Raw genomic sequence first — 18,826 nt, 5'->3', positions numbered from 1 at the left:
ACTTGATCCACTTTAGCAGGAGTATTGCACCGATGGCCAACACCGAAAGCACCGGATCGACAGCAGATACGCCGCCCCTCCGTTACCGGGTTTCCGGAATGGATTGCGCCAAGGATGCCGCCCAGATCGAGCGGGCGGCGCAGTCTGCGGGTGTCGCGCCCGACGCAGTGAAAGTATCAGCGGCGACCCATATCATGACTCTGAAAGTCCCTGAAGCAAGCCTGCCGGAGATTGAAAAAGCCGTTGAGACAACGGGATATGGGTTCGACCGCATCGAGAGCGACGAGGACCTTCAGCAAAGTGCGGCCCATCAGGACCCGGGCTACCGCCGCGCGCTCTGGATCGTCGTGATTCTAAATGTCGGTTACGGCGTTCTGGAAATGATTGGTGGGTTTATTGCCGGGTCACAGGCGGTGAAGGCCGACGCGCTGGATTTCATCGGCGATGGCGCGATCACCTTCCTCGGCCTGCTGGCCATCGGTTGGAGTCTTCTCTGGCGGGCGCGGTCGGCCCTGATCCAAGGCATCTTCCTTGCCCTGCTCGGTCTTGGCGTCTTTGGGACAACCATCATGCGGGCATTCGAGCCGACAACCCCAGACGCCACGCTGATGGGGCTTCTGGGCCTGATTGCTCTTGTGATCAATATCATCTCCGTGCTGCCGTTGCTGCATTACCGGAAGGGGGACGCGAACATGCGTGCCGTCTGGCTGTTCTCGCGCAACGACGCCATTGGCAATGCGGCAGTCGTTGTCGCGGCCGGTCTGGTGGTTTGGCTGGGCAGCGCTTGGCCCGACCTCATTGTCGCCTTCGGCATCGCCGGGTTATTCCTGCATTCTTCCTGGTCGATCATCCGCGACGCGCGGTCCGATCTGAAGGCGGCGGCATGAACAACCGCGTTCTGGGTGGGCTCTGTGCGATTGCAGCTTTCGGTTTCGATCAGGGCACCAAGGCGCTTGCCCTGAACACCCCGGCGCTTGAACATGGGGTCGAGGTTCTGCCCTTTCTCAATCTCGTGCGGGTTTTGAACGATGGGGTCAGCTTCGGTATGCTCGGCGGGGTCGTACCCTGGTGGGGTCTGGTCGCACTTGCTGCCGTGGTCGTGGCATGGCTGCTGATCTGGCTGTGGAAGGCTCCGGACAGGCTGACAGGTGCGGCGCTCGGTCTGATCATCGGAGGCGCGCTTGGCAATATCCTTGATCGTCTGCGCTATCAGGCCGTCCCTGACTTTCTCGACTTCCATTACGGGTCATACCACTGGCCGTCCTTCAACTTGGCTGACGTGGCGATCTTTTGTGGGGCAGCATTGCTGTTCTGGGACAGCTTTCGCACCTCGAAAGTCAGGCCGGAAAATCGGGAACAAGACAATCGCAAGGGAGATGTCACGGGGGGATAACAGCTAACAGGCAAAGAACTTTGGGAGGGAATTCGGCTTGAGATTTTTGGATTGGATTGACCGTGGCATTCGCGGCATCGGCGTCGTGACTGCGTGGCTGACAGTTGTTTCGATTGCTGCTTATGGCGCGCTTCAGATGCTGGATCGCAAGCTACAACTTGGCGTGTCGAGCTATTTGCCGGACCTGTCCACGTCACTGCTGTTCATCCTAATTTTCTTGACCTTTGGGTATACCTATCTGCGCGACGGTCACGTGCGCGTTGATGTTCTTCGCAGACATTGGTCCGCCCGCCGCATTGCTTGGATCGAACTGATTGGCGGCCTTTTTGTCCTTCTGCCGCTCGCCGCCATCCTGACCTACTACGGATGGGACGGTTTGATGCGCACCACGAAATACGCGGAAACCCAGTTGTGGGCACAACGCATTGCCGGGGTCATCGGCCCCATCCTGCTGGCTCTTGCCGGGATGATCGTAGCCCTTCGCAACATCGCCTTTCTGACAGGGAGACGTGCGCAAGGTGCACCGGAACAAGCAAGCGGCCTGCACAATGGTGAATGAGGTCCTCACGGTTGCCATGCTTGTCGTGATGGCGATTGGGGTTTTCAGTGGCTTTCCGGTGGCGCTGGTGCTCGCGGGGACAGGCTTCTTGGGGTTTGTCGCTGCGGTTTGGGTGGGGATCACTGATTTTCAGCATCTGGGGCTGATCTACCTGAGGGCCCGTGGTGTACTGACCAATGAATCAGTCCAATTCACCAGCGTTCCAATGTTGATTTTTCTTGGCCTGATCCTGAATGCCAGCGGGATTGCCGAAACCATGTTTCGCTTGCTGGGGCGTCTTCTGACAGGCGTTCCCGGTCGCTACGCCATTGCGACTTTGCTGATCGGCCTCGTTCTTGCGCCCGCCGCCGGGGTGATCGGTGCTTCCGTCATAACTGTGGCGTTGGTGGCCTATGCCCCGATGATGGCGTCGGGCTACGCACCGCGAACCGCAGGAGGCGCTGTCGCAGCTTCTGGAGCATTGGGTGTCGTGTTCCCGCCAGCCGTGATGCTGTTCTTCATCTCGAACGTGTTCTATCTGCGCATCGGATTGATGTATGTGGCCCTCATCGTACCTGTGCTTCTGATGGTCATGGCCTTCGCGGTCTACTTTGCGGTCACCTTGAGAAAAACGGTCGAAATCCCGCTGGACACACCCAAGACCAATCTTGTGTCAGACCTCTTGTTTGTACTCGCGTCTGTCGCGGTCATCGCATCCATTCCGCTCAGCATCATTCTGGGCTTTGCGACACTAACAGAGGCGGCTGGAGTAGGGGTTTTTGGCGCGCTATTGGTCGCGCTGGCGCGAAAGCGCTTGTCTTTCTCATCGTTGAACTCTGTCACGGTGCAGACAAGCACGATGACGTCGATGGTCTACTTCATCGTATTGGGCGCATCGGTATTCTCGCTGAGTTTCCACCTGGTCGGTGGACCGGACGTCATCTTCGAGTGGATATCCGCATTCGATCTCACCCGGTGGGAACTGTTGGCGATCCTCCTTGGCGTGATCATCATACTTGGGTTTGTTTTTGACTGGATCGAGGTGCTGCTGGTCTTTGTACCAGTGTTGATGCCGATCTTTTCGGAACTCGACTTCGCAGATCACGTCGGCTCTGCCTACTTTGCGCAAATCTGGATCGCTGGCCTGATAGCACTGGCCTTGCAGACGTCTTTTCTGACGCCTCCCTTCGGCTATGCCCTATTCTTTGCCAAGATGGCGGCACCGAAGGGTATCAACCTTTCCGATATCTATCGCGGCGCGGTACCGCTTGTCGCCATCGAGATCGTATTGATCGCAGCCCTGATCTCGTTCCCTCAGCTTATCACTTGGTTGCCTGAAATGTCCCTTGGGGATGTGGATGCGCCGCAGCTAATCCAGCGGTGAAAGATGTTTTGAGCGCGGATGCAGTGATTTCCTTCGAAGCGGCACTGCTCTTTCGGGGCCACTTCCGCACCGCGAACAGAAAGGCTGAACGGGGCCTGAGCACGGGAAAGCAAACAGGAGGATAACGAATGTCCAGCATACCATCCGCAGAGGGCTTTGACAGCACACTCACCCTGCTGCGAAATCCGTATGGATTCATCTCTCAGACCTGCCGCGCGCTCGACACAGATCTGTTTGAAACCCGCATCCTCCTTCAAAAGACGATCTGCATGACCGGGTCGGCGGCTGCGGAAGTATTCTATTCCGACGATAAGCTGATCCGCGCGGGCTCGATGCCAGGCCGCATACAGAAGACCCTGTTGGGTGAAGGCGGCATTCAGGGATTGGACGGCGCTGCCCACCAGCACCGCAAGAAGATGTTCATGTCGCTGATGGGGACCGAGCATATAGCCGCGCTTCAGGGAATGTCGCTTCACATGCTAGACAATTATGCACCGGATTGGGAGGCGAGGAACGAAGTCGTTTTCTACGACAAAGTGCGCGAAATGCTCACGAGAGCCGTTTGCGCCTGGTGTGGGGTTCCGCTTCCCGAGGCGGAGGTGGCGACCCGAACGGCGCAACTTACAGCGCTTTTTGAGGACGCCGGGGCCATCGGCCCGAAACATTGGGCTGCACGTCTGGCGCGCCACCGCCTGGAAAAATGGGCAGCGGGGATGATTCAACAGGTCCGCGATGGCGAGCTTCAGCCGACGCAGGAAAGCGCCCTTCATGTCATCGCGACGTGGCGTGATCTTGACGGCGCGATACTGCCCCCGAAAGTCGCCGCCGTGGAGTTGTTGAACGTCTTGCGTCCGACCGTGGCGGTGTCTGTATTCATCGTGCAGACGGCGCACGCCCTGTACAGGTACCCAGAATGGCAGGAGAAACTGCGGAACGACGAAGGACTGCTCGAACCCTTCGTTCAGGAGGTCCGCCGCCTCTATCCATTCTTTCCTGCGGTCGCGGCACGAGTCAAAAGTACTTTCGAGTGGCAAGGGTATCGCTTTCCCAAAGGACACCGGGTTCTGCTGGACCTCTATGGTACGAACACCGATCGGCGTTCATGGGATGCGCCACTTGAGTTTCGGCCCGAACGGTTTCGGGGCCGCGCCGAAAACCCCTACGACTTCATTCCACAGGGCGGCGGCAACCACTACACGAACCACCGCTGCCCGGGTGAATGGATCGCGATCAGTCAGATGAAGGCGTTTTGCAGGTATCTTGTGAACGACATCGACTACGATGTGCCGGATCAGGATTTGGAGCTTGACCCAGGAGAGCTGCCATCACTGCCCCAGAACCGGTTCATCATGCGCAACGTCAGGCGTCGGCAGTAGCTTCGGCCTCACCCGGCCCGACCGACCGCGCATCCTTCGTGGCCTCGAACGCCTCCCACGCAACGTAGGGCACGATCAGAAGCGCCGCGACCGGATCGGCCCACCACCAGCCCATCCATTGCGTCAGACCGATTCCGGCCAACACCACAATGGTCTGGTATTCGCAGATCATGGTATCCTTGGCATCGTATTTCAGGGCGGGTGAATCGAGCCGCTTGCCGTAGCGATACTTGCCCCAGGCCAATAGCGGATTGACCACTAAAGAGACAAACAGGATCGCGATCCCCCACCAATTGAAGCCCGGTGCCTCCTGCGAGATGAAGGCGGACACCGCCTCGTAGAGGATCGCGGCGACGACGATCCAGAAAGCACAGGCGACCACATAGAGCGCGACCTTCTTGCGATGCAGGACCGTGCGCTTGTCGCCACCGTCCTTCTCGGCCTTCAAGCGCCAGATCAGCGTCCCGGCTGAGGTGGCTTCGACCGTGCTGTCGAAACCCCAACTCACTAGTGCGGCGCTGCCGGTCAGAAGTCCAACGGTGACGGATACGACGACCTCGATCAGATTGTAGACAAGGCTGGCGATCTCGACGCGGATGCCGCGTGTCAGATTGGTTTGTCTATCATTTTTCTGCTTGCTCATGATGCGGTAACCCCTGATATATTCTATAAGTTCCCGCCGAGAGTTGGTTACCTTGTCATCAGTATCTCGCCATTTGGAAGCCGACATTGTTCTCCTTCTAAGCTGCCTCAATAAAGGCGAGCTTGCCCCTCATACATGAAAACAAAGGGTTTCGGACCTTTCGCGTAGCCGGTGTCGAGCCGCTCCATGCGGAAGCCGTTCTGTTCGACCAGAGTGTCTGTCTGGCGGTCAAGGTGACAGTTTCCGGCACAACGTTTCCAGGCAAGCGTGAGCCAGCGCTGCCAACGCTGGACGCTGGGTTCCGGCGCTGTTCCATGCTCGACGAAGCGGAAGACGCCGTCAGGTTTGAGAACGCGCTGGATCTCGGCCAGCACCTTCTCCGGTTCCGACACGCTGCAGAGCGTCCAGGTAGCAATCACGCAGTCAACGCTGCGATCTTCCAGCGGCAATGCTTCGGCCACGCCCTCGATCATCTCCGTTGTCGGTGTCAAGCCCTGAGAAGCCTCCGCGGCCTGATTAAGGAGTTCTGGTGAAGGGTCCACACCGACGATCTGATCCACGGCGTCGGGGTAGAGCGCGAGGTTCAGGCCCGAGCCGATCCCGATCTCCAGCACGCGCCCCTTCGCACCTGAGACTGCGCGCCTTCGGTAGGGAAGAAGCTGTTCCTGACCCATGGTGAGATGCGTGAGGCCCGGAAGGATGTGTTTTTCGTAGAACCGCATGAGCTGTTATCCTATTCGTCCAAGAACCGGAAACGCATCAAGCATCCAGTACGACAACGCGCTCAACTGTCCCGTCATCATCGCCACGCCCATGAGGATCATGACGACGCCCGCAATCTGGTGAAGGCGACGGCCGACCCGGCCGATGGCGCGGAGCCGGCCCGCGATCTGATCGGTGAAACCGGCAACGATCAGAAATGGTATCCCGAGGCCAGCGGAATAGACGGCAAGGAGCATGACGCCTTCGCCCATCGTGGCGCTGGCCGCGCTGGTTGTCAGGATCGCGCCAAGAATTGGGCCGATACACGGAGTCCAGCCGAAACCGAAGGCAAGCCCGAGGACATAAGACGCAGCGGGTTGGCCCCCGGGGATGTTGAGATTGAATCGGAAGTCGCGTTCCATGACCGAAACACGCGCGGCCCCGATCATGAAAAGCCCGAAGACAATGATGATGCCGCCCCCAACGAGGTTGAGTTCATACCGCCACTGAAGCAGGGCCTGACCCAATGCTGTCGCGGATGCGCCAAGCCCCATGAAAATGGTGGAGAAGCCGAGGACAAAACACAGGCTCAGCCAGACCGCGCGCGACGGCGAGGCCGCAGCCGCCCCGCCTTCAGCGGCTGTGCGCCCGGCCACGTAAGAGACATATCCTGGCACAAGAGGCAGCACGCAGGGAGACAGAAACGATATCGTACCGGCCAAGAGCGCGGCGGTGAGCCCCAGAAGCGAGATATCTACCATGAACCACGTTCACCCCTGAATAGCTTGCGCAAGGGCACTCTTGTGGCAGCCCAATATGCCAGGGTCGGGACGATGATCCATTGCAGCAGGGGCGTGAGACCGGCGTCGATGACGGGGACCACCGGCATGATGTCGCGATAGGCCCAGGCCGCCCGGATCACGATGTTCAACCACTCGCTGAAGATCGTGTAGGAGACGCCCAGGGCCACCGCCAGAAGCAGGACGCGCCCTGCGCGTTCCGACGGCCATGCGTGCACCCCGACAAGAAACAGGGCGAGCAGGAGCGTGCTCATGGCGATTAACAGATCTCCGCCGGTGCAGTGGACGACAGCGAACACAATTTCTCCCCAGGTGCCTTCGACCCAGATCGTGTAGAGCGGAATATGTGCCATTTCCCAGATCAGATGACCGACAGCGGTATAGACAATGTATCGGCGGATGACGGAGAGCCACCCGGTGTCGTTCATCTCAGTGGTTTCGGTATTCGCTGTCATGCCGGGGGTCCGTTCTTCGATTAATGTGCGTTTGTCAGGCCGTTGACGTACAGGATCATGTTGATGTGCCGGAAAGCGGAACCCGCAAAGACCCCGGAATGGCGGTTGCCGCGCGCGATAACATGCACAAGCGGAGCCTCGGGATCTGGCACAATCGCGCGATACTGATCGATCAGATTCTCCATCGGCTCTTCTGCGCGAGCAATGACCACGTTCTCGGCAATCGGTCCGGGAACCGGATCACTGGCGTCGGTCACCACAAGGAAGGTCACCATGTCCAGCATGGGAGATGCATTCACTCCGCCCCTCACCTTTTCAAGAAGTGCCTGCTGATCAGCACAGGGCAACCCGCAGTTGGACGGGACGAAACTAAGAACGACGACCTGATCGGAGAGGCTTTCCAAGTCCAACGGTTTTCCGTCAGCGTCGACCAGATTCAACGTCGGCAATTCGTTGAGGTCAACGGCAGTGAAAGCAGGTTCTTTTTGTGCCATCACCTCGTCAAGACGGTCGCCAGGATGATCTGCGTAGGCCGGGCGGCCCGCGACGAGGGCTATCAGCAGGAGTATGTTTTTCATGACTGTTACTCCTGCGGTCCCATTGCGCCCGGCCCGAGAACCGGGACGCTGATTTCCATTCGGGCACCCGATGCGAATGTCAGGATCAATGGCAAATCGGTGCCTTCTTCGAGTTTTTCCGACAGGCCTATCAGCATCAGATGCATGCTGCCGGGCGCGAGGGTCACTGGTTCTCCGGAGGGCAGGTCCAAGGCGACGACCTCAACCATTCGGCTAACATCATCGCCGCCGGTCTCGACGGCGTGAATGGTGACGTTTCCAGCGATCGGCGTCGTGATTGCGACCAGTTGATCACTTTGATTGCTCGTGAGCGTGAGATAGGCCGCAGCCGGACGCGAGGCGAGGATGCTCGCGCGGGCCCAACCGTCCGATATCGTTACATCGGCCGATGCGAAAAATGGCCAGAGAGTTAGCGCGGTTGCAAGTGTCGTAATTTTCATTTGGCAAGTTCCATTGTTTATAGCTTTTTGCGGATTTCCTGCGCCAGCGCCTCGGGCGGTTGGCCGCCTTCCTGATAGACCGCCTCAAATTCGCCACCGGGCCGCATGAGGTATATGTGCCCGGCATGCGCCATGAAATAACCGTCCGGCGCGCTGTCGTCCTCGGTCCGCTCGTACCATGTGCGGAAATTTCTGGTGGCCTCGGCAACCTGCGCTTCGGTTCCGGTCAGGCCGATCAGGCTCGGATGAAAGACTGATACATATTCCGCCATGACCGGCACTGTGTCGCGTTCCGGATCGACCGTGATGAAGATCGGCGCCACCTGGTCCGCATCTTTGCCGAGCAGGTCCAGCACGCTGGCCATATATGCCAGTGTCGTCGGGCAAACATCGGGGCAGTTGGTGAAACCGAAGAAAACAAGCTGCCAGCGGTCGGCGTAGTCAGCCTGTGTCACCTCTTGTCCGGTGTGATCTATCAGTGAAAATTCGGATCGAATATCCGCCTCACCCGAATAGCGGACGGCCTTCGATCGGTTGCCAAGATAGTTATCCAAAGCCCAAAAGATCGCTAGCCCAGCGAGCGCAACAGCTATCGTGCTCCACAATATGGATCTCAGGAGCCGCGATTTCGGAGGGGTTTCACCGGGTTCAATCGACATCTTCGGCCTCCGAAATCAGCGCCTGAAGATCGGCCTTTTCCAACAATCCAGGAAGAAGTGTTTCCCCGATCAGAAACGTCGGCGTGCCGGATATTCCAAGCTGCCGTGCGAGATCGTGAGACTTTGCGATATGGGCATCGACTTCAGGCGCGTCCATGTCTGCCTGCAACTGGTCGTAGTCCAGCCCCGCCTGCTCAGCGGCCCTTCTTATAAAGACGGTATTGGCGCGCGGATGTGCCATCAGCGCCTCGTGAAATGCTTCGAACTTGTTCTGTTTTATCGCCGCCAGCGACGCTCGAGCCGCCAGTTCGGAGTCGGGTCCGAGAATTGGCCATTCCCGCATGATGATGCGCAAGTCCGGGTTCTCCTCTATCAATTCGAAAAGGACCGGGGCCGCGCGTCGGCAATAGGGGCAGTTGTAGTCGAAGAATTCGACAAGCACGATGTCGCCCTCAGGATTGCCCATCACGCCGGTGTTTCCGTCCGCAAGCAGGAGGTCACCCACGCGCGCAATAGCAGCATGTTGTTCGGCCTCGGCTTGTGCCTGAGCCTCTTCCTCGAAGGCCAAGAGCGTATCCACTAGAACTTCCGGGTTCTCGCGGATCGTTTGCAGGATCAAGGCTTTGATGGCCTCTTGCTCAACCTGGTCGAGCGGCGTCGATTGCTGGGCCAGCGACGTCGTGGGCGCAGAGATCAGCGCCCAAAGCAAAACTCCAAGCATTTGGTGGGTAGTTTTGAATGTCATCTCGATTTTCCGCGCCTTCTCGCCGGGGGCATCAGCCCCCGGCGATGGCTGTTCAGCCCTTGTCGGTCGAAGGGGCGGTTTCATTCTTGGAGTTGTTCATTGCCTCCATCATCTCGGTGCAGGCCTCCATCATCGGGCCCATTTTCTGCATCATCTTCATCATGGGCATCATGCCGTCCATGCCGGACATATCGCCGTTCATCATGTTGCCGGCCATGCCGCTCTCACCGTCCATCATCTGGCCGGACAAACCGGTGTTGTCCTGGGCAACCACGCCGGTGGCCAAAAGTGTGGACACGGCAGTCGCCATGCTCAGGTTCTTGAAAAGTGTCATTAAGTTTCTCCTTCAGGTTTTCTAGAGCTTTTCGGGTTCAGTCCCTCGACAAGCTCGGCTCTGCGGCCGAGTTACTTTTTTCGCATGAGTTGGATTTGCACATCACGCAGACGCCAAGCCCGCACATCACGGCGCAGGGTGCCACGGCCAGGATCAGCGGCGCGGCTCCGATGGCCGTCACCCAGCCCCAATTCAAGTAAAGCCCGGCGCCAATGATCGCCATTGACGCAAGAATCAGACTTCGCCGTCCCAATTGCGGCCGCCACGGACGTGCCTCCGGCGTTTCGGTGTAAGGTGATGTTTCGGACATTGGCTATTCACTCCTTTCGTTGATGATGGTCTGGATTTGGGCCATGACTTCATGGCTGTCCCATTCGGCCGGCCCCACAAGTCGTCCGCGCTCGAAACCGTTGCGATCGATCAAGATCGTGGTGGGAAGGCCCAGTACACCGAATGCCAGCATCGCCCTTGTGCTGTCGGCGAGGTACATTCCCAGATGGCGAATGCCGATTTCCTCGTAGAAGCGGCGCACCACCTTCATTCCCGCGCGGTCGATGGACAGTGGCAGGACATGGAAATCGTCCCCGCCCAGCTTTTCCTGCAAAGCGTCGAGCGTTGGCATCTCTTCACGACAGGGAACACACCAGGTTGCCCAGATGTTCAGCAGAACGACCCTGCCCCGGAAATCCGCCAGCGTGAGATCGCGGCCTTTTCCATCGACGAAAGGTGGCGACAGCATCTCCCGCGGCTTTTCGTGAAGCGGCATTAATGGTCTGGCTTGAACCGGCCCCGCGACGCCGAGCGCCGCCATACCAGCCAATAACTCGCGTCGTTTCATGATCCGGCTCCTTCCTGAAGGCGCCGCACCACGGGAAGGATGTCTTCCTCCAGGGAACGACGGTCAAAGGGGCCGATATGCTTGTAGGCAATTCGGCCCTCGGCATCGATCACGAAGGTCTCGGGCAGGCCGTAAACGCCCCAATCGATGGAGACGCGCCCGTTCCGGTCGGCGCCGATGCGGGTGTAAGGGTCACCAAGCTCATCAAGAAAGCCCAAGGCTTCTTCGGGACGATCCTTGTAGTTGATGCCGTATATTGCGACCTCGTCCCTGGCAGCCAACTCGTTCAGGAGGGGCATCTCTACCCGGCACGGCACGCACCAGGACGCCCAGACGTTCACGATGGACACCTGCCCTTTCAGGTCGGCGGTCGACAGACCGTCGGCTCGTCCCTCTATCGGCGGCAGGTCGAACTCGGGCACCGCCTTGCCGATAAGTGGTGAGGGTAGAGTGTCGTCACCATTGAACAGCCCCCAATAAAAACCCGCGCCGATGAGGGCGAAGATCGCGACTGGCATCATAGTTAGTAGCCGACCCTTCCGGCGGCGGGGTTCCTCGGTCACGCTCATAAATCACCTTTGTCGTTGGCAGATACTTCCGCCTGGAATTCGCGCTGTCGATCCGGCCAGGTGCTTTTGATGTAAGAGAGAACATCGGCAATCTCGTCGTCGGTCAGAATGCCATCGTACGCCGGCATGTCGCTTTCGTAGCCGGGCACGACGGCGCCGACGCCGCCTTTGGTCACAATAAAGAGGTTCCGGTCCGAATGGTGCCAGGTATGGCCGGTTTCGTCATGTGGCGGCGCGGGCATGCGCCCATTGTCCAGACGCCGCCGCCAATCGGGCTGTCCTTCCAGATCGGCACCGTGACAGGATGCGCAATTCTCAGCATAGAGCGTCTGCCCTGCCGCGATGTCGGCTACAGTCACGGGGTCGCCAAGGAAGGTCAATCCGTCCACCGAAGCTTCGTCGCTTTCCGACTGCGCGAGGACGGCAACACCGATCGCGGTCAATGTGGCAACAGCGGCACCGATTGTTGCGGCCCGCCTCATGTCGCACTCCTGAGGTATTTCACGAGTGCGACGATGCTGAGCAGCAGAACCGCGGCGACGAGCAGGAGCAAAAGCCCTCCACCGAACATCATCACCCCCATCATCGGGCCGGTCATCATATCCATGCAGTTACTCATCGGAGTAAACGGTGATCCCGCCCTCGCCGAACGCATAGGTCTTGAGCGTACCGGTCTTTACGCGTGCCATTCCTGGCGCGTTCGAAGGCATGCCCGGCAAAGTAATGCCGGTGATGTCGGGCTTCTCCGTGACCAGCCTTTCCAGGATCTCCGAGGGTACCAATCCACTGACATAATAGCCTTCGATCTCGGCCAGATGACAGCCGAGCCCCTGCTCGGGAACGCCGACTTCGATTGAGCGCTTATCAAAATCCCGATCGTCGATGCGTGTCACCTGATAGCCGTTCTCTTCCAGATAATCGGCGTAGCTGTCGCAGCAACCGCAGCCCGGATCGCGCCAGATCGTGATCTGCTTCGTTCCGTCTGACACGTCGGTACTTGCGGGACCGGTCGCGTCTTCGGTGCTTTGTGCCGAAGTCAGCGTCGTGAAAGTGAAGGTTCCGCCGACGCCAAGTGCAGCAAGCGAAGCCAGGACATATCTTCTGTTCATGGGGTTCTCCATCATGCGACCGCGAGCGCGGCCCAGGTAGCGCCGCCATCGCGGCTGAGGTTCAGGGTGCCGTTGAGGAGGGCGGCTATGTGATTTTCGTCCCTTGGGTGAAGCGCGATGGCCCTCCCCTGCCCTTCTGCCTTGTGCGTCCAGACCACGCCGCCGTCCTGCGACGCCCAGACCCCCGAGGGCAGTGCCGCGTAAAGCTTAGACGGTGCCGTCAGGGCACTGGCCAGCGACAGGACCGGTTCGTCCGCCGGCAGGGGTGCCTCGGCAGGCGGTGCGTCGCCCGCCGCCAGAGCGTCCATCGCATTGCCCGGCTGAACGTCCTGCCAGCGGCAGAAACAGTCCGGAACGCGGGTCAGGCCCTTCTCGGTTCCCGCATAGATCCATATGCCGCCCATTCCGGTATCGAGATCGACCGATACCAGCGTCAGCGGGTCGCGCTCGGCCGCGTCGAGCCAGGGCCGGTCCATGGCCAGGGCCCAGGTTGCGCCTGCATCCTCGCTCTTCCAGAGGCCGTCGCCGCGGATCGCGGCATAGATCATGTCGGGGTTTCCGGCGGCCACAGCCAGCGCCGTGACCTCACCGGAGGCAAGCCCGTCGCTTCGGGTAGTCCATGACGATCCGCCATCGCCGGACACGGCCACCCCTCCCCGCGCCAGTCCGGCAAGGAGACGTCCGGGACGCGCAGGATGCGTGGCGATCGAGGAGACCGGGGAAGGTGTCGGTCTCTCTTGCCAGCTGCGACCGCCGTCGAGGCTGGCCCTCAGTGTTGCGCCTGCGATCAGCAGCGTGTCGCCGTCGAAGGCGAGCGTTCGAATATCGGCCGCCCGGTCGGCCGCGCGCACCGCGCCGGGCAATACGAGCACTGCGGCTGCACCCATACCCAGTGCCAGGAAGTGGCGTCTGTCCGGCTCAAAATTCAAGGTACTGTTTGTCATATCTTGTCCTCCTCCGGAGCTCATGCGACGCGGATCACGCCCATCATTCCCGCAGCCTGGTGTTCGAGAATGTGGCAGTGGAACATCCAGTCGCCGAGGTTGTCGGCGACGAAGGCGATCTCGACCCGTTCGCGGGGCGCCATGAGCACCGTGTCCTGCCATTCCCGATGCGGCGTCGGCGCACCGTTTCGGCTGATTACGCGGAATGAGTGGCCGTGCAGATGAATCGGGTGATCAAAAGCGGTCGCGTTGGTCATTTCCAGAATGTGACTTGCGTCGCGTTTAAGCGTCAGGAACGGGTCGAGCACATGCCCCTCGGCGGCTTTTCCGTTGACGAACCAGATGCCGCGTCCGTCATGCATCATGCCCATCATCCCGCCGCCCATCATGCCGCCACGCCGCTCCAGGCCCATCTCCCGCTCCACCATCATGCCCATCATCCCGCCGGTGAACGTCACCTCATGACGCTGCGCAGAACTCAGGTCTGGTTCCGGAATGGGGTTGGCGGGCAATGCGATCGGCCAGTCGGGTGTGGCCTCGCGCAGGGCGGTATCAGCGTAGGTGAAATCGAGGACTCGAAAATCGTTCCCGCGATAGGCACGGTCTACAAGCTGGGCTTGCGCGCCGGGCTCACCGATGCAATCCAGGATTACGTCGGCGCGCATTGCGGGTCCAAGAACGACAAGACCGCCCGGCGGGTCATGTGGCGTGACGGGTTGGCCGTCGAGCGCGATGATGCGCGGTGTATGGTCCCCGAAATCGAGCGCGAAGATCCGGGCATTCGCGGCGTTAATCAGGCGGAGGCGGATCCGCTCCCCTGATGCCACCTCGAATGTCTCCGGCACAAGACCGTTGATCGTCACGGTGTTGCCGAGGCGGCCCGCGTGACTCACGTCATGGGCATTGCCGAAATCGTCAGAAATCGATGCGTCGTCGGTCAGTCGCCAGTCGTCCAGCACCCAGGTAACTTCGCGGTCGACACGAGGGGGATTGGCCTCCTCGACGATAAGGGGACCGTAGAGACCGCGCCCGACCTGCTCGAAGCTGCGCTGATGTGGGTGATACCAGAAGGTGCCGGCATCGACTGCATCGAATTCATAGACGAACTTGTCGCCCGGGGCGATCGGCACCTGTGTAAGGTGCGGCACCCCGTCCATTGCGTTCGGAAGCCGGATACCATGCCAATGCACGGTGGTTTCCTCTGCAAGGTCGTTGGTAACCTCGACCTGCAGGCGTTCGCCGTGCCGGATGCGGATCTCCGGGCCCGGTACCTTGCCGTTGTAGCACCAGGCCGCGGTGTCGGAATGTGGCTCAGGAACAATCCTTGTTCTTCCCTGTGCGGCCCGGAGCGAGAATTTCTGGGTGGCGGCTTCCGCCGCCCCCGGAAAAGGCAGAGTGGTGGACATGACACCCGCGAGCGACGACGCGACAAAGGCGCGGCGCGTCACGGTAGGTTTGCATTTCAAAGACATCGGTCTGGGGCTCTCTGATAATTCGGTCCTCCGCCGGAGCCAAAGCGGCAACTGCGGTTGGGGAATACCTGCAACGCGGAGCGGCATTGCTCCGGCGTCACGGCATGACACTGCGGCCGCGAAACCGCGGCGCGTGTCAGATCAGAGAAGGATTTTTGGAGGCTGTTTGGCAGGTGGGCTGGTCAGACCGCGAAGATCCCGCGCGATCGGCAGTCCATGAGCGCTCGAAACTGCAAGTGGACCAAGTTCCGCCGACGCTTCCACGACCGCGGCGGCGGCCGCTGAGTTGCAGACAAAATCACATGCGACGCCCAAGGTTCCCGCCGTATCGTCATCACATGCCTCGCAGCCGACACCTGCCATTTCAACTCCGGCTGCGATCATTTCAGATGCCATCCTGGCCGAACCGGCCGCATGCGCAACCGAGCTTACCGCGAAGGCGGCAAGGACGGCTATCATGATGAGGCGGGCGACAAAGTGCATGCGGCTAATTTACCAGTGTTCAGAGGGTTGTTCCAGCGGGATGTTTTCGCGTCTCCGGACGTCGGAACGCGTCAGATCATCCATTATCGGGCAGTCCGGACGATCATCGCCATGACACCGAACAACGAGATCACGAAGCGTCGCGCTCAGCGCCTGCAACTCCTCGATTTTTTGGTCCACCTGCGCGAGATGGCTTTGTGCGATCGCCTTGACGTCGGCGCTGGACCGCTCGCGGTCCTCGTACAATGACAACAGCGTGCGACATTCATCGATGCTGAAACCCAATGACCGCGCCCGGCCGAGAAACGCCAGCTTGTGCAGATCCTGAACAGCGAAATCGCGGTACCCGTTTTCACGCCGCGACGGTTGCACGAGTCCTATATCCTCGTAATACCGGATCGTTTTCGCCGGCAATCCGCTCTGTTCCGAAACATTTCCAATGTTCATGGCTGACAATCCTCTCCTTGAAACACTAGATAGGGCTTCCACCTACTGGAAGGTCAAGAACACTCGGATACTTTTTTGTGATTACCCTTCAAACAATAAACCTGTCCCAACTCCCATAGTGTTCCTCGCTGCGCTTCCCGCGCGGCAGGCTGAGCGCGATGAGAGCGATACCGGCGAGGATACCGACAAGGCTGCCTGACACCGTGCCTCCGTCCAGGGACCAGGGCGCGATGACGAGCCAGAGGCCGAAGAGGATGTTGAGGAACCGCAGAGGACGCGCGACCTCGGCCCAGGCGATGACCGCTGTAGTCAGGACCAGTGCGCCCAGCAGGTGATCGCTGTTCGCCATTGCCGCTTCGTTACCGAAGATTGGGCGCGACAGCATCAGGAAGGCCCCGATCCCAGCACTCAGCCCGAGTGTCCATGGAACGGTAACGCCCCGCGCGCTTTGTCGGAAAATCTGCATCGGTCGCGCGTCGAAACTCATTTCGCCCCCCGTTGTACCACCGGGCAGAGCATCGCCCCTGAAGAACGCGCGCCAGAACGGTCTGCCCCGGCGCGTATTCCAGACCATGAACTGGACCATCGCGACGATTTCATCGAGTGAGAATGGGATCATGATCAGCATGGCCAGCGCCGCCATCAGGCAGATCGTGCAATAGGTGCCGATGGTGATCGGCTGGATGATGATGAAATAAATGCTGACCACACCGAGCGGCCCGACGACGATGCCGAACAGTGCGACCATCCAGGGCATCGTGCGCCAGCGAAGGCGGCTGCCCATGACGCCCATCATGATTTCGAACATGTAACTCATCGCGCCAAGGCCGCCGTCGGCAATGGGCCAGGCTTTTGAGACATCGGAGGTGATGATGTATTCGGTGCCATTCAGCGCGACCGGCGATGAAAAGAACGGCTCCCACACGCCGTCTACATGGCCGAGCTGGTAGGCCGACAGGATGCGCGACAGGATGAAGCCCACGACACCGAGCGCGATGATCGGCAGGCGCTGGACGTATGTGGAAGGGCAATAAGTCCAGCCGGGCGGGATGTCGGTATCGTCCATCATCCCCTCACGCGACATCCCCGGCATCATCGGGATCAGGATCGTCAGTGCGATCACCAGCGCGCCGATCAGCGTGTCATTGGCATAGACGGCCGCGTTTGGCGTCCAGAACACCAGCTGTCGCGTTGCCCTTAAATCGGTTCTGCCTCACTTTGTGTGGCGCAACTATCCTGAAACTGGAAAATTCAGGAGGTATAGTTGTGAGTTCGAAGAAGCACTGGTCGCCCGGGAGCGATGTTGCCGTTCAAAGCGTTGAGCGAAGTGAAAGAGGCGGGTGGATTGTATCTGGCGTCTTGGCTCCCAACGGCATTTGCCCAGACTGTGGATTGCATTCACGCCGACGTCACGGCTGGCGGCGTCGGCGGCTGCAGGATTATCCCGCGCATGGAGACGAGGTAACGGTTGATCTCGCAATTTGCCGTTGGCGATGTCAGGCACCCGCTTGCCCACGCCGGACATTCTCAGACCAAATCGCCTCGATTGCGCGTCCATTTGCACGTCGTACTTCGCGTGTCGGGGAGATTTTCACCCATCTTGGGCATGCGACCGGCGGACGGCCAGCCGAGCGGTTGTTGCATCGTTTGGGCCTTGGAGTCAGCGATGACACGGTGCTTAGGCAGCTGAAGAACCGTGCCCAAGACAGTGGCGAGTCGCCGACAGTCATCGGGATCGACGACTGGAGTTGGCGGAAATCGCAAACCTACGGCACGATCATTGTGGATCTGGAGCGTCGCGTGGTGATCGACATTCTTGAGGATCGAGATGTCGTCAGCTGCACCAACTGGCTGAAGCGACACCCCGAGGTGGAAGTGATCAGCAGAGATCGCTGCGGTCTCTACGCCCAGGCAGCACGGCAAGGGGCACCGCAGGCGAAGCAGGTCGCTGACCGGTTCCATATCGTACAAAACCTGCGGCAGGCCATCGAGGAGCAAATGAACCTTCACGGCCGTGCGACCGGCAGGGCGCTGCTGTCCGACGCCGACAACATCACCGCAGCCGGCAGCCTTCTGAAGTCACGCCTGGCGCATAGGACGTCTCGGGAAGAGATTTTCGCCACCATTCATGCGCTCCGAAATCAGGGGCTTTCATGCAGCGAGATCGGGCGGCGAACAGGGTTCCCGCGTCGCAGCATCGCGAAATGGCTGCAGTTCGAGACACCACCGGACCGCAGGCGGGCCGCTTTGAAGCCGACATCGCCGTGGTACTTTGAAGAGTTCCTGAGCCAAAGCTGGAAGGAGGGCATTCGAACTGGCAGCGCCCTGTTCCGTCTGATCCGAGAGCGCGGTTACGAGGGGAGTCAGTCGCATTTGCAGCGTCTGTTGGCGGGCTGGCGAAAAGCAGAACAGCAAGGGAGCGACTCCAAGGTAGAGCACGAAATCCTTAAGCCAGTCCGGGACCCGGAAACGGGGCACGCGATTTCCCCGGTCATCGCAGCCGCGCTGTGCATCAAACCCCGCGGAAAGCTCACCCCGGATCAAGCGCGGAAAGTCGACGCGCTCAAGGCCGGTTCTCCCGCCTTCGCAACGATGCGAAGTCTCGCCATGCGGTTCAACGGTATCCTGCGCAGCCGCCAAGCAGACCCGCTCCCAGCATGGATCGACAACGCGATCGAAACCGATCTGGCGCCCATCGTGCGCTTTGCCCGCACATTGAACCGGGACTTCGATGCAGTCAAAAACGCCATCGAGATGCCATGGAGCAACGGCCAAGCAGAAGGTCAGATCAATCGCCTGAAGACGCTCAAACGCGCCATGTACGGTCGAGCCGGTCCAGAATTGTTGCGGGCGAGAATGCTACCGTTCCGCCACACAGATTGAGGCAGAGCCCAATTAAGGGTTACGCGACAACCGC

Annotated in this window: 26 protein-coding genes; 6 read left to right on the top strand and 20 right to left on the bottom strand. The window is 59.7% G+C overall.

Annotated features, from left to right (window positions below):
• Positions 1-32: 32 nt before the first annotated feature.
• From ROH8110_RS12385 to ROH8110_RS12365, 5 genes are all read left to right on the top strand, one after another.
• The gene (locus tag ROH8110_RS12385) at positions 33-887 is read left to right on the top strand and encodes a cation efflux transmembrane domain-containing protein (protein ID WP_085818089.1); all 855 of its coding nucleotides are present in this window, start codon (positions 33-35) and stop codon (positions 885-887) included.
• Positions 884-1,393: a signal peptidase II gene (lspA, locus tag ROH8110_RS12380; protein ID WP_036050142.1), complete on the top strand. Its 510-nt coding sequence runs from the start codon at positions 884-886 to the stop codon at positions 1,391-1,393. Before ROH8110_RS12385 ends, lspA begins: the two co-directional genes overlap by 4 nt.
• A gap of 37 nt (positions 1,394-1,430) precedes the next feature.
• Complete coding sequence (locus tag ROH8110_RS12375) at positions 1,431-1,952, top strand: TRAP transporter small permease subunit (protein ID WP_232279250.1); 522 nt, start codon at positions 1,431-1,433, stop codon at positions 1,950-1,952.
• A gap of 16 nt (positions 1,953-1,968) precedes the next feature.
• On the top strand, positions 1,969-3,315 hold the full coding sequence (locus tag ROH8110_RS12370; RefSeq protein WP_254903794.1) for a TRAP transporter large permease: 1,347 nt from the start codon (positions 1,969-1,971) through the stop codon (positions 3,313-3,315).
• A 128-nt stretch (positions 3,316-3,443) separates the two neighbouring features.
• Entirely contained in the window at positions 3,444-4,691 is a 1,248-nt protein-coding gene (locus ROH8110_RS12365; protein ID WP_085818087.1) for a cytochrome P450, read from the top strand.
• Here ROH8110_RS12365 and ROH8110_RS12360 read toward each other — a convergent pair.
• The 20 genes from ROH8110_RS12360 to ROH8110_RS12270 all read right to left on the bottom strand — a co-directional run bounded on the left by ROH8110_RS12360 (position 4,675) and on the right by ROH8110_RS12270 (position 17,089).
• Positions 4,675-5,334: a cation diffusion facilitator family transporter gene (locus ROH8110_RS12360; RefSeq protein WP_175543425.1), complete on the bottom strand. Its 660-nt coding sequence runs from the start codon at positions 5,332-5,334 to the stop codon at positions 4,675-4,677. The two genes, ROH8110_RS12365 and ROH8110_RS12360, sit on opposite strands and share 17 nt — an antisense overlap.
• Before the next feature lie 107 nt (positions 5,335-5,441).
• Complete coding sequence (locus tag ROH8110_RS12355) at positions 5,442-6,056, bottom strand: class I SAM-dependent methyltransferase (RefSeq protein ID WP_005613352.1); 615 nt, start codon at positions 6,054-6,056, stop codon at positions 5,442-5,444.
• Between the two features lie 6 nt (positions 6,057-6,062).
• Positions 6,063-6,797 (bottom strand): cytochrome c biogenesis CcdA family protein, encoded by a 735-nt coding sequence (locus ROH8110_RS12350; protein WP_027263685.1) that lies wholly within the window; start codon positions 6,795-6,797, stop codon positions 6,063-6,065.
• On the bottom strand, positions 6,791-7,291 hold the full coding sequence (locus ROH8110_RS12345; protein ID WP_027263684.1) for a hypothetical protein: 501 nt from the start codon (positions 7,289-7,291) through the stop codon (positions 6,791-6,793). The genes ROH8110_RS12350 and ROH8110_RS12345 overlap by 7 nt, the downstream gene beginning before the upstream one ends.
• Before the next feature lie 20 nt (positions 7,292-7,311).
• Complete coding sequence (locus tag ROH8110_RS12340) at positions 7,312-7,869, bottom strand: thioredoxin domain-containing protein (RefSeq protein ID WP_027263683.1); 558 nt, start codon at positions 7,867-7,869, stop codon at positions 7,312-7,314.
• A gap of 5 nt (positions 7,870-7,874) precedes the next feature.
• Complete coding sequence (locus ROH8110_RS12335; RefSeq protein ID WP_085818086.1) at positions 7,875-8,309, bottom strand: copper chaperone PCu(A)C; 435 nt, start codon at positions 8,307-8,309, stop codon at positions 7,875-7,877.
• A 17-nt stretch (positions 8,310-8,326) separates the two neighbouring features.
• Positions 8,327-8,968 carry an SCO family protein gene (locus ROH8110_RS12330; RefSeq protein ID WP_027263682.1) on the bottom strand — a complete coding sequence of 214 codons (642 nt, stop codon included), beginning with the start codon at positions 8,966-8,968 and terminating at the stop codon, positions 8,327-8,329.
• A complete protein-coding gene (locus tag ROH8110_RS12325; protein ID WP_027263681.1) occupies positions 8,958-9,713 on the bottom strand; it encodes a DsbA family protein in 756 nt (251 codons plus the stop codon). The genes ROH8110_RS12330 and ROH8110_RS12325 overlap by 11 nt, the downstream gene beginning before the upstream one ends.
• Positions 9,714-9,765: 52 nt before the next feature.
• The gene (locus ROH8110_RS12320) at positions 9,766-10,047 is read right to left on the bottom strand and encodes a hypothetical protein (RefSeq protein WP_027263680.1); all 282 of its coding nucleotides are present in this window, start codon (positions 10,045-10,047) and stop codon (positions 9,766-9,768) included.
• Between the two features lie 37 nt (positions 10,048-10,084).
• Positions 10,085-10,357, bottom strand: coding sequence for a hypothetical protein (locus ROH8110_RS12315; RefSeq protein WP_074920681.1), 273 nt, complete (start codon positions 10,355-10,357; stop codon positions 10,085-10,087).
• Between the two features lie 3 nt (positions 10,358-10,360).
• Positions 10,361-10,885 carry a TlpA family protein disulfide reductase gene (locus tag ROH8110_RS12310; protein WP_085818085.1) on the bottom strand — a complete coding sequence of 175 codons (525 nt, stop codon included), beginning with the start codon at positions 10,883-10,885 and terminating at the stop codon, positions 10,361-10,363.
• Complete coding sequence (locus tag ROH8110_RS12305) at positions 10,882-11,454, bottom strand: DsbE family thiol:disulfide interchange protein (RefSeq protein WP_176236609.1); 573 nt, start codon at positions 11,452-11,454, stop codon at positions 10,882-10,884. Before ROH8110_RS12305 ends, ROH8110_RS12310 begins: the two co-directional genes overlap by 4 nt.
• On the bottom strand, positions 11,451-11,936 hold the full coding sequence (locus tag ROH8110_RS12300) for a c-type cytochrome (RefSeq protein WP_085818084.1): 486 nt from the start codon (positions 11,934-11,936) through the stop codon (positions 11,451-11,453). The genes ROH8110_RS12305 and ROH8110_RS12300 overlap by 4 nt, the downstream gene beginning before the upstream one ends.
• Entirely contained in the window at positions 11,933-12,061 is a 129-nt protein-coding gene (locus ROH8110_RS18930; protein ID WP_254903793.1) for a hypothetical protein, read from the bottom strand. Before ROH8110_RS18930 ends, ROH8110_RS12300 begins: the two co-directional genes overlap by 4 nt.
• Before the next feature lie 4 nt (positions 12,062-12,065).
• Positions 12,066-12,563 (bottom strand): DUF411 domain-containing protein, encoded by a 498-nt coding sequence (locus ROH8110_RS12295; protein ID WP_093743767.1) that lies wholly within the window; start codon positions 12,561-12,563, stop codon positions 12,066-12,068.
• An 11-nt stretch (positions 12,564-12,574) separates the two neighbouring features.
• Positions 12,575-13,450, bottom strand: a complete 876-nt coding sequence (locus ROH8110_RS12290; RefSeq protein WP_176236608.1) for a beta propeller repeat protein — start codon at positions 13,448-13,450, stop codon at positions 12,575-12,577.
• 77 nt (positions 13,451-13,527) lie between these two features.
• On the bottom strand, positions 13,528-14,955 hold the full coding sequence (locus tag ROH8110_RS12285; protein WP_245962844.1) for a multicopper oxidase family protein: 1,428 nt from the start codon (positions 14,953-14,955) through the stop codon (positions 13,528-13,530).
• A 165-nt stretch (positions 14,956-15,120) separates the two neighbouring features.
• Positions 15,121-15,462 (bottom strand): hypothetical protein, encoded by a 342-nt coding sequence (locus ROH8110_RS12280; RefSeq protein ID WP_027263672.1) that lies wholly within the window; start codon positions 15,460-15,462, stop codon positions 15,121-15,123.
• A gap of 9 nt (positions 15,463-15,471) precedes the next feature.
• Positions 15,472-15,909: a Cu(I)-responsive transcriptional regulator gene (cueR, locus tag ROH8110_RS12275; protein WP_085818082.1), complete on the bottom strand. Its 438-nt coding sequence runs from the start codon at positions 15,907-15,909 to the stop codon at positions 15,472-15,474.
• Between the two features lie 88 nt (positions 15,910-15,997).
• Positions 15,998-17,089, bottom strand: coding sequence for a vitamin K epoxide reductase family protein (locus ROH8110_RS12270; protein ID WP_245962843.1), 1,092 nt, complete (start codon positions 17,087-17,089; stop codon positions 15,998-16,000).
• 86 nt (positions 17,090-17,175) lie between these two features.
• Here ROH8110_RS12270 and ROH8110_RS12265 point away from each other — a divergent pair, with 86 nt between their 5' ends.
• Positions 17,176-18,792 (top strand): ISL3 family transposase, encoded by a 1,617-nt coding sequence (locus tag ROH8110_RS12265; protein ID WP_420537674.1) that lies wholly within the window; start codon positions 17,176-17,178, stop codon positions 18,790-18,792.
• Positions 18,793-18,826: the final 34 nt, after the last annotated feature.

This window comes from Roseovarius halotolerans, from assembly GCF_900172255.1.
Lineage (GTDB): Bacteria > Pseudomonadota > Alphaproteobacteria > Rhodobacterales > Rhodobacteraceae > Roseovarius > Roseovarius halotolerans.
Note: the sequence above shows the minus strand (reverse complement) of the source record. Positions and strands in the feature narration are given on the sequence as shown.